We start from the raw sequence: 15,965 nt of genomic DNA, 5'->3' as shown, positions 1-15,965 counted from the left end.
CCTAATCAGGAGATCGCAATGGTCGCACTTACACAGGGAACTTGGGTTATTGTTGCAGATGGAGAGAAAGCGCTGGTGATGGAGAATATCACCGATGCCGACGATCCCAACCTTGTCGTCGTCGCTGTCGAAGAACAAGACGGCCCGACCGGAAAACCGACGGACCGCGCAGGTCGTCGCAACGACGGCGGACCAAAACAGAAATCGGCAATTGAAGAACCCACGTGGAAGGCGCACGCAAAATCTCTGTTTGTGCAGGATCTGGCGAACCTGTTGAATCGCAAGGGGCTGAAAGGCGCCTATGACAGGCTGGTTCTGGTGGCCAGCCCTCATGTTTTGGGCCTGTTGCGGCGTCGGTTGCACAGCGAGGTGCTGGGAAAGGTCGTGGCCGAGGTTAACAAGACCCTGACCAATCATCCTTTGCACAAGGTCGAACAGGTGGTGCGCCACAGTCTGCAACCCAAAGCCAGACTGGCCTGATCAATACGGCGGGCGGTTCAACCGCCCGTACGGTTTCCCATCCTCAAGTCAGCTTGTTCCGCAGGGCGATCATGGCTGTATCGGCGTCTTCAACCCAGGTGATGAAATCCGCCAAAGACGTGTCGGCAAAGCCTTGCCCGATCACCTGATCCAACAATGTGTGCAACGCGTCCCAATAGCCGTTCACATTGACCACGACGATTGGCTTGTCATGCAGGCCAAGCTGGCGCCATGTCAGCGCTTCGAACAGCTCGTCCAGCGACCCCGGACCGCCCGGTAGAACCACGACGGCGTCGGCGTTCATGATCATGACCTTCTTGCGCTCGTGCATTGTCTCGGTGATCACGAAATGGGTCAGATCCGTTTTTCCGACCTCGCGCTTGACCAGATGCACCGGAATGACGCCGAAAGTTTCACCACCGGCATTCTGCGCGGCGCGGGCCACTTCACCCATCAAACCGACATCGCCGGCTCCGTAGACCAGCCGCCAGCCTTCCTGCGCCAGCAGGCTGCCGAACTGCCGTGCAGTTTCAGAATAAGCTTTCTCGGCTCCATTGCGTGACCCGCAGTACACACAGACTGATTTCTGAGACATCAAAGAGGGGCTCCGGGGTTGTGTCAGGGGTTTTGACCCGTGATAGCGGGATTGATAGATTGGCTCAACTGTCCGTCGGAAAGCTTTTCAACGCATAGCTTTTGCCCGGTGGAGTGAAAGGAAAATAATGGACGCCAAATCGGGAAACGGAAGCTCGGGCAATTTCATCTGGGGGGTGATTGCAGGTCTTGTTGCGATATTGGGCGCGGGTGGATTGTATCTGTCCGGCGTCTTCACCAAAACGCCCGAGCCGAGCGCCCCGCAGGAAACCGCCTCTGCCGTGGCCCCGGAACCTGTAGGGCAGGATGCGCAGGTTTCGGAACCGGAAGTGGCTGAAAAGGCGGCTCCTGCGGATGAAGGGCCCACGACCGAGCCTGCCGAGGACACCAGTGAAACGGCCGACGCCTCTGACGCGGATACTGCCGTTGCCAAGACGGATGATGCCGAGCCCCAGCCAGCGGCCCCTCCGGCGCTGGATCAGATTTTTGTTGAGCCAGATGGCACGGCGCTGTTGTCCGGCGATGCCGAGCCCGGCAGCCGGATCGAGGTGCTGCTGAACGGCGAACCCCTGCACAGCTTTACCGTGGACGGCAGCGGCCAGTTTGCCGAATTCGTTTCGATCCCGTTCAGCGACGCGGCTCAGGGGTTGGTCCTGCAAAGCAAGGATGGCGAACGGATCACACAGTCCGACGACTATCTGATTGCGGCATTGCCAAAGCCGGTCGAAGAAGCGCCTGTAACTGAAGAATCGCCGGCATCCGATCCGGACACGACGGCCGATGCCGAAGACGCCACGATCGCGACAGCCGATGCAGATGTCGAGCCCGAAACGACGACCGAAGTTCCGGCGCCAGAAACTGACGTGACCGGAACCGAAACCACCGTGCCGGAGGCCAATGAAACGCAAACCGCCGACTTGCCGCCGCAGACACCCGAACCGGATCAGCATATTGCGGTGCTGCGGTCCGGCGAAGAAGGGGTTGAGCTGGTGCAGCCGCCTGTGGTGCGGGATACGCCCCCCGATCAGATCGCACTGGATACAATCGGATATTCTGATACCGGCAATGTTCAGTTGACAGGACGTGTGCAGGACGGTGCAGCCGTTCGACTGTACCTGAACAATCGTCTGATCGCCGATCTCGACCCGAAAGAGGATGGATCCTGGCGCAGCGATCTGGAGGGGATTGATCCGGGTGTCTACACGCTGCGCGTGGACGCGGTGAATACGGACGGGACAGTGCTGAGCCGGGTCGAAACGCCGTTCAAGCGAGAGCCGGTTGAAGTACTGGATGCCGCCGTCGCGGCCAGCCAGGCCAACGCGCAGGGCGAAGCACCTGCCATCCGTTCGGTTACTGTTCAACGGGGCGACACGCTGTGGGCCATCTCGCGCGACCGGTTTGGCGACGGGGTCCTGTATGTACGGCTGTTCGAGGCCAATCGCGACCTGATCCGCGATCCGGATCTGATCTATCCGGGGCAGGTCTTCACCATACCTGAATAAGCATCGCCTTTGGCCCAATCGGGCCGGGGTCAATCTCTGACCGCAGTTAAGGTACGTGATGAGACGAACACCTACAATGACCCCGGACGATACGGTGCCACGCGACGAGCGAAGCTCGGGCTGGCGCACGATCCGCAAAGTGGCACCCTATCTTTGGCCACAGGATGAGCCATGGGTAAAGCGCCGCGTGGTGATTGCTATGGTCATGCTGGTTCTGGCCAAGCTGATCGCGGTCTATACGCCGATCCTTTACAAAGGTGCAGTTGACGCCCTGGCAGGTGAAGGCGTGCCGCCGGTGGCGCTGGGCGCGGTCGGGCTGACGGTTGCCTATGGCGTGGCGCGGATGCTGACCGTGGGTTTCCAACAACTGCGGGATGCGGCCTTTGCGCCCGTAGGGCAAAGGGCCCTGCGGGCGTTGGCGCTCGAGACCTTTCGGCATATTCACAACCTCTCGATGCGTTACCACGTGTCCCGCCGTACCGGAGGGCTGAGCCGCATCATCGAACGGGGTGTCAAGGGCGTCGAGTTCCTGTTGCGCTTTCTGCTGTTCTCGATCGGGCCGCTGATCCTGGAACTGCTGCTGGTGGCGATCATCCTGATGTGGCTGTTCGATGTCTGGTATCTGGTGGTCGTCGCCGTCACAATCGGCCTGTATATCTGGTTCACATTTGCCGTAACCGAATGGCGGGTGAAGCTTCGGCGCGAGATGAACGATCAGGACACCGAAGCCAATCAGCGCGCCATCGACAGCCTGCTGAATTTCGAAACCGTCAAGTATTTCAATGCCGAAGCCCGCGAAGCTGAACGATATGATGTGTCGATGAAAGCCTATGCCGGGGCGGCGTTGAAAACGGCTTATTCGCTGGCATTTCTGAATTTTGGCCAGTCATTCCTGATCACCTGTGGTCTGATCGGTGTGATGGTTCTGGCTGCAATCGGGGTTCAGAGCGGGAACCTGACAGTGGGCGATTTCGTCATGGTCAACGCCTACATGATCCAGATCACCGTACCGCTGAACTTTCTGGGGACGGTCTATCGGGAAATCCGGCAGTCGTTGGTCGATATGGGCCAGATGTTCGATCTTCTTGAACAACCCGCCGAAGTCACCGACAAACCCTGTGCGCCCAACCTCAAGGTGAATGGCGGCGAAGTCACGCTGGAAGACGTGCATTTCGGCTATGACCCTGAAAGGGAGATCCTCAAAGGTGTTTCGTTGACCGTTCCTGCCGGGCAGACCGTGGCCATCGTCGGGGCAACCGGGTCTGGAAAATCAACCATCGGGCGGCTGCTGTTCCGGTTCTACGATGTGACCAAAGGATCCTTGAAGATCGACGGGCAGGATGTGCGGGATGTGACGCAGACCAGCCTGCACGCGGCCATCGGCGTTGTGCCGCAGGACACGGTACTGTTCAACGACAGCATCCGGTACAACATTGCCTATGGCCGTGACGACGCCACCCCGGAGGAGGTCGAGGCCGCCGCCCGAGCTGCGCAAATTCACGATTTCATCACCTCGCTGCCCGAAGGCTATGACACTATGGTCGGCGAACGGGGGCTCAAACTGTCAGGTGGTGAAAAACAAAGAGTCGGCATCGCGCGGACTTTGCTCAAGAACCCGCCGATCCTGTTGCTGGACGAGGCGACCTCGGCCCTGGACACGGATACCGAGCAGGACATCAAGGATGCGCTGGCGCGCGCAGGAGAGGGTCGTACGGTTATCACTATTGCCCATCGCCTCAGCACCATTGCCGAAGCGGACCGGATCGTGGTTCTGGAAGCGGGCGAGGTCATCGAACAGGGCACGCATGACGAGTTGCTGGCGCGGTCGGGGCGGTATGCCCAATTGTGGAACCGGCAGCAATCGGACGGGGAAGCGGCCTGAAGATCCAATCATGGGGCGAAACAGAGTAGAATGCACCAAACCGGGAGGGTGCCTGTCATGATGAAGCGACTGAAATCACGACTATCGTCTATTGTGATCGCGATTTGTCTGCCCGTCATTGTGGTGGCAGATCCCATCGTGGGTGTCTGGAAGACTGAACCTGACCGCAAGAACCTGATTTCGCACATCAAAATCACGGCGTGTGGAGATAAGTTCTGCGGTCGGATCCTTTCGGCCTATGACGCTTCAGGCAAGGAAGTCCAAACACCGAATATCGGCAAAAAACTGTTCTGGGACGTGGTCGGTGAAGGCGGTGGAAAATACGGCGGCGGCGAATTCTGGGTCCCGCTGATCAACGTGGATGCGGTGCCACAGATGACGTTGCAGGGGGATAAGCTGCTGGTCAAAGGATGCGAACATGCGATTTGCGCGCATCAGACGTGGTCCCGGTTGTGATGATGGCCAAATGAAAAAGGACCGGGAAAACCGGTCCTCTTCCTTTATTCAGCAGCTTTCAGCGGCGGGCCAGAGGGGCGACCAGACTGATCTGATCGACTGTCCTGTTCTGATCCTTCAAAACGCGAGTCGTCCTCCCACACAATTTCAGTGGCCTGCATCTGCCGGGCAGAGCGCCCTATCGCCATGTCCTGCGCGATCTGGCTGGACCGGCCTGCCGTTACACGGGCCAGAACTCGGCTGAGCCAAATCGCATAGGTTGTCACCCAGACCCGCAAGGCCAGAAGCGATGGCGTCACGATCAGCGTCAGGACAGTTGCAATGCCCAGGCCAAACACCACCGCCGTGGCCAGCTGTTTCCACCACAGTGCGGTGGGGCTGTCGATGGAATAGCCGCCATTGATGAAGTCCAGCGATAGGCCGAACATCATCGGCGTCAGACCGGCCATCGTTGTCAGCGTGGTCAGCAGCACAGGGCGGATACGGGACTCCGCAGTGCGGATGATCGCCTCGATCCTCGGCATATAGCTGCTGTATTCCTGATAGGTGTCGATCAGAACGATATTGTTGTTCACCACGATACCGGCCAGGGCCACGATGCCGGTCCCGGTCATGATGATCGAGAAGGGCTGTTCCATCACGATCATGCCGATCAGAACCCCGGTGGTGGACAGAACCACTGCCAGCAGCACGAGCACCGAATTGTAGAACGAGTTGAACTGCGCCAGCAGGATCACGAACATCAGCCCCAGGGCGCCCATGAACGCGTTCACCAGGAAGGCGCCGGATTCTTCCTGTTCTTCCTGATCACCGGTCCATTCCCAGCTGATCGCGTTGGCGAACGGGCCGGTTTCCAGCCATTCCGTCAGCACCGCAATTCGCTCGTTCGGGTTGATCAGCGCAAACTGCGCGTCCCCGTCTTCGATTGCGCTGCGCAGCTGGTCGACACTTTCTGCGCCGGTCAGTTGCACCAGTTCATATGACTTTCCACCCGTACCATTCAGAACGGTGCCGGTCGGTGTGTAGCCTTCCGTCACTTCACGCATGACGGCCATCCGCACCTGATTTCCATCGGGGCCTTCGGTCACGACCTTGCTCAGCCCCGGTTCGACATCCGCTTTGACGTCGTAGTATCGCTGCTGGTCGACGCGGTTGATTTCGGCCAGCTTGGCCACGGGTTTGCGCGTTACGAAGTTCGACAACGGCACCAAACCGTCCGGGGTACGAACCTTGAGTGTATCCAGTGTCGACAAAACGCGGTCTTCTTCGGGCAGGCGAACGCGGATTTCGATCTCTTCATCATTGCTGTCCGGGCGCATCTCGCCCAGCAATATGCCGCGCGTGACCAACTGGACCATGGCGCCGACGGTTGCCACGTCGGCTCCGAACCGACCGGCCTTGGCGACATCCACGTCAATCTGCCAGTCGATGCCGGGCAGGGGCAGGGTGTCTTCGGTCTTGATCAGGCCCGGCGTGGTGTCGAAAACCTCGCGGGCGGTGATCGCTGCCGAGGTCAGGTCTTCCCACCCGTCACCCTTGATGCGCAGATGCACAGGCTTGGCTGAAGCAGGGCCTTGCTCCAAGGGCAGAATCTCGACGATGATACCGGGGATCGTTGCAAGTTGGGCATTCAGCTCATCAATCACGAAGTCGCCGTCATATTCGGGCGCTACGAAGTGCCGCTCGAACAGGCCCCACAGGGCGGATTCCGAGATGTTGGGGCGATCTTCCCACGGGATGATTTCGAACTGAACCCGGCCCACTGTATCGGCCGGCGCCTGAGCGCCACCGTTATTCTGGTTCAGGCCACCTTCGCCCGCAAAGGCAAAGACATTGATGACCGCGGGATGAGATCCGATGATCTCTTCGGCGGCAAGAACCATCGCGTCTTTTTCCGCCAGGGAAAGGTTCCCGCGGGCACGCACATATGCGGTGGCCTGTTCAGGTTCGCTTTCCACGAAGAATTCAACCCCGCGGGATTCCTGAGGAAACCAGACGAAGGCCACGAAATACACCGCCGTGAAAACCGTCAGCAGGGAAACGATCGGCATGATCGGATTGCCGACAAGGAACCGAACGACGTGGCCAAAAAACGTGTGTTCGTCCGCTGTATGAACGTGGTCCTCTTCGGCGCGTTCAATTTTGGCCGCGCTCAGGGTTACGGACCCGGCAAACGCCCCGAACAGGAACAGCAGGGCGCCGGCGATCGAGCCCCCGGGCAGCAGGTAGTTGGGGTTCAGAACCTGCATCGCGCCCAGAAAGATCATGTACAGCGACGGCGGCACCATCAGCACCCGGACCCACCAAGGCGTGCGCGCCCGCAACCACGTCGAAGACCGATCGAAGAGGCGGCTCAGGCGGCCGGATACACCGCCCATGACCGGCAGATAGATCAGCGCCACGATCAGTGAAGCCGACAGAACGAAGATCAGCGTGACCGGCAGCATTCCCATGAACTCGCCGGGAATACCGGGCCAGAACAGCATGGGCAGGAACGCGCAGAGTGTCGTTGCGGTCGAGGACACGATGGGCCAGAACATGCGCTGGGCGGCCTCGACATAGGCGTGCATCGGGCCCACGCCTTCCTTGATACGTTTGTCTGCGTATTCCACCACGACGATGGCGCCATCCACCAGCATCCCCACCGCCAGGATGAGGCCGAACATCACGATGTTAGAGATGCTGACACCCATGACCGCCAGAAACGCGAAACACAGCAGGAACGAGGTTGGGATCGCAAAACCGACCAGCAGGGCGGCCCGCGTACCCAGCGAGGCAAGAACCACGATCATCACCAGCGCAATCGCGGTCAGAACCGAGCCTTCAAGCTGGCTGACCATCGAGCCGACGATGCGGCTCTGGTCGTTCGATGTACCCAGATCAACCGCCGCCTGAAGCTCGGGCGGCCACTTGGTCTTTGCATGCGCAATGGTTTCCTTCACCTGCGCGACGGTGTCGATCAGGTTATAGCCCTTGCGCTTGACCACCTGCAACGCGACGGTCGGTTCACCGTTGAAACGGGCCGTCCCTTCGCGGTCTTCGAAAGTGTAGTTGATCTGTGCCAGTTCCCCCAAGGTGACGACCCGATCACCGTTGACCTTGATGGGCAGGCCGTAAACATCCTGTGCGGTTTTGAACGACGACGGTATCTTGACCGAGAAGGTGCCCTGCGCGGTTTCAACTTCACCGGCTGCAATCAACTGGTTGTTGTTCCGTACCACGTTGATCAGCTCGTCCGCCGTCACGTTGTACGCCTCGAGCCGAAGCGGGTCGATCACGACCTCGAGCATCTCGTCGCGATTGCCTGCGATACCGGCTTCGAGAACGGAATCCAGAGCCTCAAGATCGTCCTGTAGATCCTTGGCGACACGGGCCATCGTGCGTTCGGGAACGGGACCGGTCAGGTTCACGATGACGATCGGGAATTCGGAAAAGTTGATCTCGGTCAGGGAATATTGTTCTGCGCCTTCGGGAAAGTCCGCCTGAGCTGTGTTCATTGCGTCACGCACATCGGCCATAATCGCTGTCTTGTCCCAACCGAAGTCAAATTCCAGCGCGACCCCCGCATAATTTTCGGCAGCGGTCGATGTCATTTCCTTGAGCCCGTCGAGATCCGCCAGTTCGGTCTCCATCGGCTTGATCAGCAGGTTTTCAGAATCCTCTGCGGAAATCCCGGGAAACTGCACTGATACAAACAGGGCAGGGATTTCGATATCCGGCTCGCCTTCTTTCGGAAGCGAGACATAAGCAAATCCGCCGATAACCAGCGAGATGGCGATAAATGCCAACACCATGCGGGCCCGATCAGCGGCCCATGCGACGATACCGGTCATTGTGACGCTTCCCGATAGGTCGGCGCTACGGTCACACCGCGTGTCACGAACTCTTGTCCGACAATGATTATGTCGGCTGTTTCGGGGAGACCGTCGACCCAGACACCCTCTGCCGTGTCACGCAGAATGCGGACAGGCAGGAAATCCACCACATTGCCGGTGCCGACCGTACGCACACCCAATTGACCCTCGTTGCTTAGGGTCAGGGCGGATTGCGGCAGCAGATGTGCCTTTGTGCCTTCGGCTGCGATGCGGATGGTCGCGGTCTGACCGTCGCGAATGGTCAGATCCGGGTTCGGAACCGTGATTTCAACTTCGAACGTACGCGTTGTTTCATCAGCCGACCGGCTGAGGAACGTGACGCGGCCGCCAAGCTGCCGACCGGTGACCAGCGTTGCCGATGCCTCGGACCCCACCTGAACACGGTTGACTTCGGTTTCCGGCACGAACCCGACCAGTTTGATTGGATCAAGCTGAATGACGGTTGCGCACAGCGATCCGGGCTGCATCAGGCTGCCCAGTTCTGCGGTGTCGCTTTCCAGCAGGCCCTTGAACGGGGCTTTGATGGTCAGGCGTCCGACCTCTCGTTGCGCGGCTTCAACTGCGGCTGTGGCTGCTTCGATTCCGGCCCGGGTCGCCTCCAACTCGGCTTCGGCGGATTTTACACCTGCTTTGGCGGCGCTCATCGCAGCCTCGCTGGAAATCCGGCGGGTTTCCGAAGCAAACCCGGTTTCCGCCAGTTTGCGCGAAGCCGTCAGATTGATTTCGGCCTCGGCCACACGGGCATGCGCCTCTTGCAAGCGGGCTTCAGCCTCGGGAATGCGGCTTTCGGCTTCGAGTTTTCCGGCCAGCGCCTCGGCCAGTTGCGCCGGACGCGTGCCGGGGTCGAGTTCACACAGAACATCCCCGGCCTCGACAAAGGCACCTTTGCGCTTGGGTTCCGAGATGACCGTGGATGTGGTTTCAGACAGAACCTCGACCTGCCGGTTCGCCTTGGTTTGTCCTCGCAGCAGAACCGCACTGTCAATTTCGCGCGCCTGCGAACGCAGAGCGACCACGCCAACGGCATCAATATCGGTCTCGTCGGATTCGGCGGCTTCGGTCTGCGCCGCTTCTTCCGCTTCGCCACGCCCGGCGAAAGCAAACAAAGAGTCGCGCTCAAAAACAAGAAAATACAACGCAATAATAACCAGAAGGGCGTTGATGAAAGAAATCAAACGCATTCAGTGTTTCTCCTAGAATTCGGTGCCAACAAAAGTGGGGCCGTCTTGGTATGAAATGGGGCGTCGGCTGTGTAATTTCTACACTAAACTGAATAGTTCGGTTTAGTTTTTTTCGCAAGAGAGAAGCCAAGCGGTGAAAATGCACAAAATCGGACCCTTGGCTTGGCGTTGGTGCCGGGGTATGACATGGCGCACTTATGCAAGACACAAAGCCCAGGGGGCAGGAATGAGCGACACCGACAGTTTCATTGATGAGGTCACGGAAGAGGTACGCCGTGACCGGATGTATCTGCTGCTGCGCCGCTGGGGCTGGGTTGGTGTGGCGGCGGTCGCGCTGATTGTTGGCGGTGCGGCGTTCAATGAATACCGCAAATCCCGCGATACGGCCCAGGCGCAGGATCTGGGTGACTCGATTCTTGCGGCCCTGTCGGAAAACGATTCTGATGCACGGGCAGCCGGTTTGCGGGAAATCGAGGCGCAGTCGCCGGGCGTGAATGCTGTTCTGAACATGCTGCTGTCTGCGTCTCAGCTTGAAGCGGGATCGCGCGAAGAGGCGGTCAACAGTCTGAACGCGGTTGCCGTGCAGGGGGATTTGCCCGAGATCTATCGTGCGATCGCAAGCTTCAAGGCGCTTTTGTTGCAAAACGACACCTTGCCCGCCGCCGACCGTCGACAGCAGTTCGAAGCGCTGGCAGCGCCGGGTGCGCCCCTTCGACTGCTGGCCGAAGAGCAACTGGCCCTGATCGACGTGTCCGAGGGCAATGTCGATGCGGCACTGGACCGCTTGCAGGCGCTGCGTCAGGACGCCGAGGTCGGTATTGATCTGCAACAGCGTGCGGCCCAGCTGATAGTTGCGTTGGGCGGCGAACCCGAGCCATTGGTGGCGCAACAGGGCTGACCAGGCGGGACAAAAGACTTAATGACAGGCGAGTTCGGAACACCATGGTAACAAGACTAATTTCCCGCGCGGGATTGCCGGTTGCGGCACTGGCTTTGACCGCATTGACCGCCTGTGAACCTCCCGAAGCGATTTTGCCCGGAGAACGTGAAGACATCCGTCCGGCGTCTGATCTGGAAACAGTGGAAAAAAGCGGCTCTCAGCCCATCAGCCTGCCAGCTCAAAAAGCGAATGCCAGCTGGCCGCAAAGCCCTGGTACGGCTGCTTACCGAACCACGAACGCGGCACTGCGTGCCACGCCACAGCGGATCTGGTCTGTTTCGATCGGGCAGGGCGACTCGCGCAAGCAACGTATTACTGCCGAACCGGTGGTTGCGGGCGGGTTGATCTATACACTGGATGCAGGGGCGACGGTGTCAGCGGTTACGCCGCAGGGCCAGTTGGCCTGGGATACCGATCTGGTTCCGCCAAGCGACGGTGATGCAGACGCCACCGGTGGCGGCATGGCCTATTCGAACGGCGTTCTCTATGTGTCCTCCGGGTTCGGGCGACTGACCGCATTGGATGCAAAAACGGGCGCCGTGCGGTGGCAGAAGCGATTGGACGCAACCGGAAGCGGCTCTCCGATGGTCAATGACGGGTTGTTGTACCTGGTTGCGGGGGACGAAACCGGGTGGACCATCAACACCAAGGATGGGCGTATCGCCTGGCAAATCGAAGGCACGCCCAGCGTCGGCAACGTTCTGGGCGCACCGGCACCGGTGATTGCCTCGGACCTGGCTGTGTTTGCATTCGGGTCCGGCGATGTTGCGGCCACCTTCCGCCGTGGGGGCATCCGTCGCTGGAATGCGTCCGTCGCAGGCGGGCGGCGGGGACGGGCCGCTGCGCAGATCGTTGACGTGACCGGCAGTCCGATGGTTGTCGGAAACACAATCTATATCGGCAACCATTCTGGCCGGACCGTTGCCTTTGACGCTGCCACCGGTGAACGCCGCTGGACCGCCGATGAAGGAGCGGTTGATACTGTCTGGCCCGCAGGCAACAGCATCTTCCTGATCAGTGACCGCAGTCAGCTGGTGCGCTTGAATGCGGCCGATGGCTCGGTCATCTGGGCGCAGGATCTGCCAAGCTTTGTCAAGGACAAGCGAGGCCGCCGCGGTCCGATCTTTGCACATTACGGTCCGATCCTGGCCGGAGGCCGTATTGTGATTGCATCCAATGATGGTTATCTGCGCTTCTTCAATCCGGTTAACGGGGCACTGGTTCACCAGGTCGAAGTTCCCGGAGGTGCAACTACAGCTCCGGTTGTCGCCGGGCAAACGCTGTATGTCGTTTCCTCCAAGGGGGATCTACACGCTTTCCGTTGACGGCAAGATGCGCTAAAGGGCGCTTCTTAAGTCTTGAAAGTTGAGTATCATGTCGCTGACCCTCGCCATCGTGGGGCGCCCGAATGTGGGCAAATCCACCCTGTTCAACCGCCTTGTGGGCAAACGTCTGGCCCTGGTCGACGACCAGCCCGGCGTGACGCGTGACCTGCGCGAAGGCGAAGGGCGTCTGGGCGATCTGCGCTTTACAGTGATTGATACGGCGGGTCTTGAGGACGCGACGGATGACAGCCTTCAGGGGCGGATGCGCCGTCTGACGGAACGTGCCGTGGACATGGCTGATGTCTGCCTGTTCATGATCGACGCGCGCGTCGGTGTGACACCAACGGATGAAATGTTCGCAGAGATCCTGCGCAAACGGTCCAAGCACGTGATCCTTGCGGCCAACAAGGCCGAAGGCAATGCTGCGGATGCGGGTGTTCTGGAAGCTTACAACCTTGGTCTGGGTGAACCGGTCCGCTTGTCGGGCGAACACGGTGAAGGGATGACGGACCTCTATGCGCAGCTGATGCCTCTGGCGGATGCGGCAGAGGAAAAACAGGTCGAGGACGCCCCGCAAACCGACATTGAACTGGACGAAGACGGTGAGGGCGAGACGCCGCTGATCACTGCTGCCAAGCCCTTGCAGGTTGCGGTGGTGGGGCGTCCGAATGCGGGCAAATCCACCTTGATCAACAAGATCATCGGCGAAGACCGTCTGTTGACCGGGCCAGAAGCCGGGATCACGCGCGACGCAATCAGTTTGCGAATCGACTGGGCTGACCCGGACGGCCAAAGCACGCCGATGCGGATCTTTGACACCGCAGGGATGCGCAAGAAAGCAAAAGTACAGGAAAAGCTGGAAAAGCTTTCGGTGTCGGACGGTCTGCGCGCGGTAAAATTTGCCGAGGTCGTCGTTGTGTTACTGGACGCCGCGATCCCGTTTGAACAGCAGGATCTGCGGATTGCCGATTTGGCCGAGCGCGAAGGCCGGGCCGTTGTCGTCGCCGTCAACAAGTGGGACATCGAAGACAACAAGCAGGAAAAGCTGCGCGAGTTGAAAGAGTCGTTTGACCGTCTGCTGCCGCAACTTCGCGGCGCGCCGCTGATCACGGTTTCCGCCAAGACGGGCCGGGGACTGGAGCGTTTGCGCGCCGCGATTCTGCGCGCCCATGACGTCTGGAACCGCCGGGTGCCGACTGCCGCTCTGAACCGGTGGCTGACCGCGATGCTGGAACAACACCCGCCGCCAGCACCACAGGGACGCCGGATCAAACTGCGCTACATGACGCAGGCTAAGACCCGTCCTCCGGGGTTTGTGGTGATGTGTTCGCATCCCGACAAAATGCCTGAAAGCTATACCCGTTACTTGGTGAACGGATTACGGCAGGATTTCGACATGCCCGGAACACCGATCCGCCTGACGCTGCGCGGGCAGGGGGACAAGAACCCTTACAAGGGTCGGCGCAAGAAAAACGCGGGCGCATTGGCCAAGCATCTGAAGGGGCGCGGATAAGCTGCGCACCAGAATCAGGGCTTTGTTGACACAGACAGACTGACTCAATCGTTCCCAAGGACGAATGCGCGGTCCGCTTCTGCGGCATTGGCGATACCCTCTGACGTCCCATTGCCCTGTTCTATGGCCGTCGCCAGCTCGGTCGCGGCTGAACCTGGCGCGAAGATCGATGCAATTCGCGTTCGACCTCCGAAAAGACCTTTGGAAGCGTCGGCATTGTCATAGGTCAGGTCAAATGTCGAAACCAAACTGACCGCCTCATCATTGGGTCGTTTGTTTTGATTGCGCGATATGGTCGGAACCAGCGTTGTCACGCGGCGCTGTATTCCTGCGTTGACCTCGACAGGTAGCGCCTTGGCAGGATCAGAGCGCAAGGCGATGTTCACGCCGCTGCGTTCCCCATAGACCAAACTGCGATCCTGAATTGAGGTGCAGCCCGCGACCGCGCAACTCGTGCAGGACTGCATTGCCAGTCAAGATGGCGGCAGAGGATGAGGTGCCGAAGCCGTTAAAAGAGCACCCCGCAAGCGAGACGCAGATGAATGGCGCGAATGGCAAAAAATATTCTCGATAAAGTCAATCAACAGGCCTGAAAAAACTGTTTGTTTTTCTGATCGGTAGCCTCCACGCGTCAACTCAGAGGGGCATGCGAATGCGGTTGAAGCTTTTCGAGACACTTCAGGGCAGTATTTCTCGGGCGCTTCTTTCTTTTGAGAGGCTCGCGTTTTTCAGTGCCGGTGATCCTGACGCCAGCGCGTAACTGCGCCAATTTTCAGCGTTTTCGCTCTGAGGGCGTGACAGTCCCTGTTCTGCGCGTTAGCATTCATGTGTGTGCATCTGTCAGCACATGCATTGCCTGCACGCGGTCAAGCCGCGCCTGGATTTTTAACAGATTAAAACAGGGCCATCGTGGGGAGCGGACTGGATGGATCTGAGGGAATACACAAGACACTACGCAGTTCAGGACAACAGATTGGCTGCACTGAGCTATTTCGGCACGTTTGCGGTGTATTTCGCATCGCTGTCTCTGGCGATCGTATTCGTGGATCGCTGGTACATCATGATCCCGGCCGGGATCGTCTTCGCCTTTTCGGCGGTACGCCTTTATGTGCTGCAACATGATTGCGGGCACCATTCGCTGTTTGAAACGCGAATGCAGAACGAATGGGCAGGGCATGGTCTTTCGCCATTCACCTTTGCACCGTTCGAGGTGATGAAACAGAACCACAATCTGCACCACGCGGGGATCGGAAACCTTGAGCATCGTGAGACCGGCGAAATTCACACCATGACATTGCGGGAATGGCAGGACGCGGACTGGAAAACTCGTTTGTTTTACAGGCTGTATCGAAACCCTTTCATCCTGGTGCCGGTCGGTGCGCTGTTCACATATTTCATTCGCTATCGCTGGCCCAAGAACACTGTTCGTTTCGGTGTCAAAGGCGTCTTGCTGCACAATGCCTCGATCATCGTATTTTTGGGCCTGTTGTACCTGGTGGCGGGCATGACCGGTATTCTGGTCTGGCTGGTGTTTTCTTTTCTGGGCGGAATGCTGGGTGTGTTTCTCGTGTATCTGCAACACAATTTTGAAGATACCTATTGGGATCGCCGTCCTGATCTGAACCCGCAGACTGCAGCGTTGCATGGATCTTCTGCACTGGACTTCGGATGGTGGTTCGATGCTGCCGTCGCCTGCATCACGCTACATGACATCCATCATTACAACGCACGTATCCCGTCGTACCGGTTGCGGGCCTGCCACTATAACCTGCCGCCTGAATTCACGCCTCGTCGGATCAAGTTCCCCGAGGCAGTAGCGGCTTTGAACCTCAAGCTTTGGGATGAGGATGCGAAACGCCTCGTGCCATTCCCGAAAAATGACCGAACCGCTGGGTTGGCGCATAGCTGATCCATTGGCTCTGAGAAGGCAAGCGCTGAACTGGCGGACATGCATTTCCAATGTATACGCGATGAGGCAGGGCGATAGAGAAAGGACCCTTAGATGACTGCAGTGACCGACGTAAAAGGTGTGGGAGAGGCGCTGGAAAAAGCCCTTGCAGCCAATGGCTTTAAGACCGCAGAAGCGATAGCGAAGGCGTCACCCGCAGATCTGGTCAAGGTTCCTCGGGTCGGTGAGAGCCGAGCCGCCGTATTGATCGAAGCCGCAAAAGCCGCAATAGCCGCAACACCCACTGCCGGTAAACTTGGCGCGCGCAA

At 58.9% G+C, this 15,965-nt stretch carries 12 protein-coding genes and 1 pseudogene; 9 read left to right on the top strand and 4 right to left on the bottom strand.

Annotated features, from left to right (window positions below):
* The first annotated feature begins 18 nt into the window (after positions 1-18).
* Entirely contained in the window at positions 19-480 is a 462-nt protein-coding gene (locus tag FIU92_RS09755) for a host attachment protein (protein ID WP_152458383.1), read from the top strand.
* A 43-nt stretch (positions 481-523) separates the two neighbouring features.
* Here FIU92_RS09755 and FIU92_RS09750 read toward each other — a convergent pair whose 3' ends face one another.
* Positions 524-1,075, bottom strand: coding sequence for a TIGR00730 family Rossman fold protein (locus tag FIU92_RS09750; protein ID WP_152458382.1), 552 nt, complete (start codon positions 1,073-1,075; stop codon positions 524-526).
* 127 nt (positions 1,076-1,202) lie between these two features.
* On the opposite strand from FIU92_RS09750, the gene FIU92_RS09745 reads away from it, so the two are divergent.
* The 3 genes from FIU92_RS09745 to FIU92_RS09735 all read left to right on the top strand — a co-directional run bounded on the left by FIU92_RS09745 (position 1,203) and on the right by FIU92_RS09735 (position 4,914).
* Positions 1,203-2,576: a LysM peptidoglycan-binding domain-containing protein gene (locus tag FIU92_RS09745; protein ID WP_152458381.1), complete on the top strand. Its 1,374-nt coding sequence runs from the start codon at positions 1,203-1,205 to the stop codon at positions 2,574-2,576.
* Between the two features lie 76 nt (positions 2,577-2,652).
* On the top strand, positions 2,653-4,458 hold the full coding sequence (locus FIU92_RS09740) for an ABC transporter ATP-binding protein/permease (protein ID WP_152458380.1): 1,806 nt from the start codon (positions 2,653-2,655) through the stop codon (positions 4,456-4,458).
* 57 nt (positions 4,459-4,515) lie between these two features.
* Positions 4,516-4,914, top strand: a complete 399-nt coding sequence (locus tag FIU92_RS09735) for a DUF2147 domain-containing protein (RefSeq protein ID WP_152458379.1) — start codon at positions 4,516-4,518, stop codon at positions 4,912-4,914.
* A gap of 44 nt (positions 4,915-4,958) precedes the next feature.
* Here the strand turns inward: FIU92_RS09735 and FIU92_RS09730 are convergent, their stop codons facing one another.
* Together FIU92_RS09730 and FIU92_RS09725 are read right to left on the bottom strand one after the other, a co-directional pair.
* Complete coding sequence (locus tag FIU92_RS09730; protein ID WP_152458378.1) at positions 4,959-8,747, bottom strand: efflux RND transporter permease subunit; 3,789 nt, start codon at positions 8,745-8,747, stop codon at positions 4,959-4,961.
* Positions 8,744-9,970 carry an efflux RND transporter periplasmic adaptor subunit gene (locus tag FIU92_RS09725; RefSeq protein ID WP_152458377.1) on the bottom strand — a complete coding sequence of 409 codons (1,227 nt, stop codon included), beginning with the start codon at positions 9,968-9,970 and terminating at the stop codon, positions 8,744-8,746. The genes FIU92_RS09730 and FIU92_RS09725 overlap by 4 nt, the downstream gene beginning before the upstream one ends.
* A 226-nt stretch (positions 9,971-10,196) precedes the next feature.
* On the opposite strand from FIU92_RS09725, the gene FIU92_RS09720 reads away from it, so the two are divergent.
* The 3 genes from FIU92_RS09720 to der are packed head-to-tail and all read left to right on the top strand — an operon-like array spanning position 10,197 to position 13,748.
* Positions 10,197-10,868 carry a hypothetical protein gene (locus FIU92_RS09720; protein WP_152458376.1) on the top strand — a complete coding sequence of 224 codons (672 nt, stop codon included), beginning with the start codon at positions 10,197-10,199 and terminating at the stop codon, positions 10,866-10,868.
* A 44-nt stretch (positions 10,869-10,912) separates the two neighbouring features.
* Entirely contained in the window at positions 10,913-12,235 is a 1,323-nt protein-coding gene (locus tag FIU92_RS09715; protein ID WP_152458375.1) for a PQQ-like beta-propeller repeat protein, read from the top strand.
* A 49-nt stretch (positions 12,236-12,284) separates the two neighbouring features.
* Entirely contained in the window at positions 12,285-13,748 is a 1,464-nt protein-coding gene (gene der, locus FIU92_RS09710; RefSeq protein ID WP_152458374.1) for a ribosome biogenesis GTPase Der, read from the top strand.
* A gap of 44 nt (positions 13,749-13,792) precedes the next feature.
* On the opposite strand, the gene FIU92_RS09705 is transcribed toward der, so the two are convergent.
* A complete protein-coding gene (locus FIU92_RS09705) occupies positions 13,793-14,215 on the bottom strand; it encodes a hypothetical protein (protein WP_172978481.1) in 423 nt (140 codons plus the stop codon).
* Between the two features lie 458 nt (positions 14,216-14,673).
* On the opposite strand from FIU92_RS09705, the gene FIU92_RS09700 reads away from it, so the two are divergent.
* A complete protein-coding gene (locus FIU92_RS09700; RefSeq protein ID WP_152458372.1) occupies positions 14,674-15,657 on the top strand; it encodes a fatty acid desaturase in 984 nt (327 codons plus the stop codon).
* 93 nt (positions 15,658-15,750) lie between these two features.
* Positions 15,751-15,858, top strand: a pseudogene (locus FIU92_RS23005) (helix-hairpin-helix domain-containing protein); the annotation flags it as partial.
* Positions 15,859-15,965: the final 107 nt, after the last annotated feature.

This window comes from Ruegeria sp. THAF33, from assembly GCF_009363615.1.
Classification (GTDB): Bacteria; Pseudomonadota; Alphaproteobacteria; order Rhodobacterales; family Rhodobacteraceae; genus Ruegeria.
Note: the sequence above shows the minus strand (reverse complement) of the source record. Positions and strands in the feature narration are given on the sequence as shown.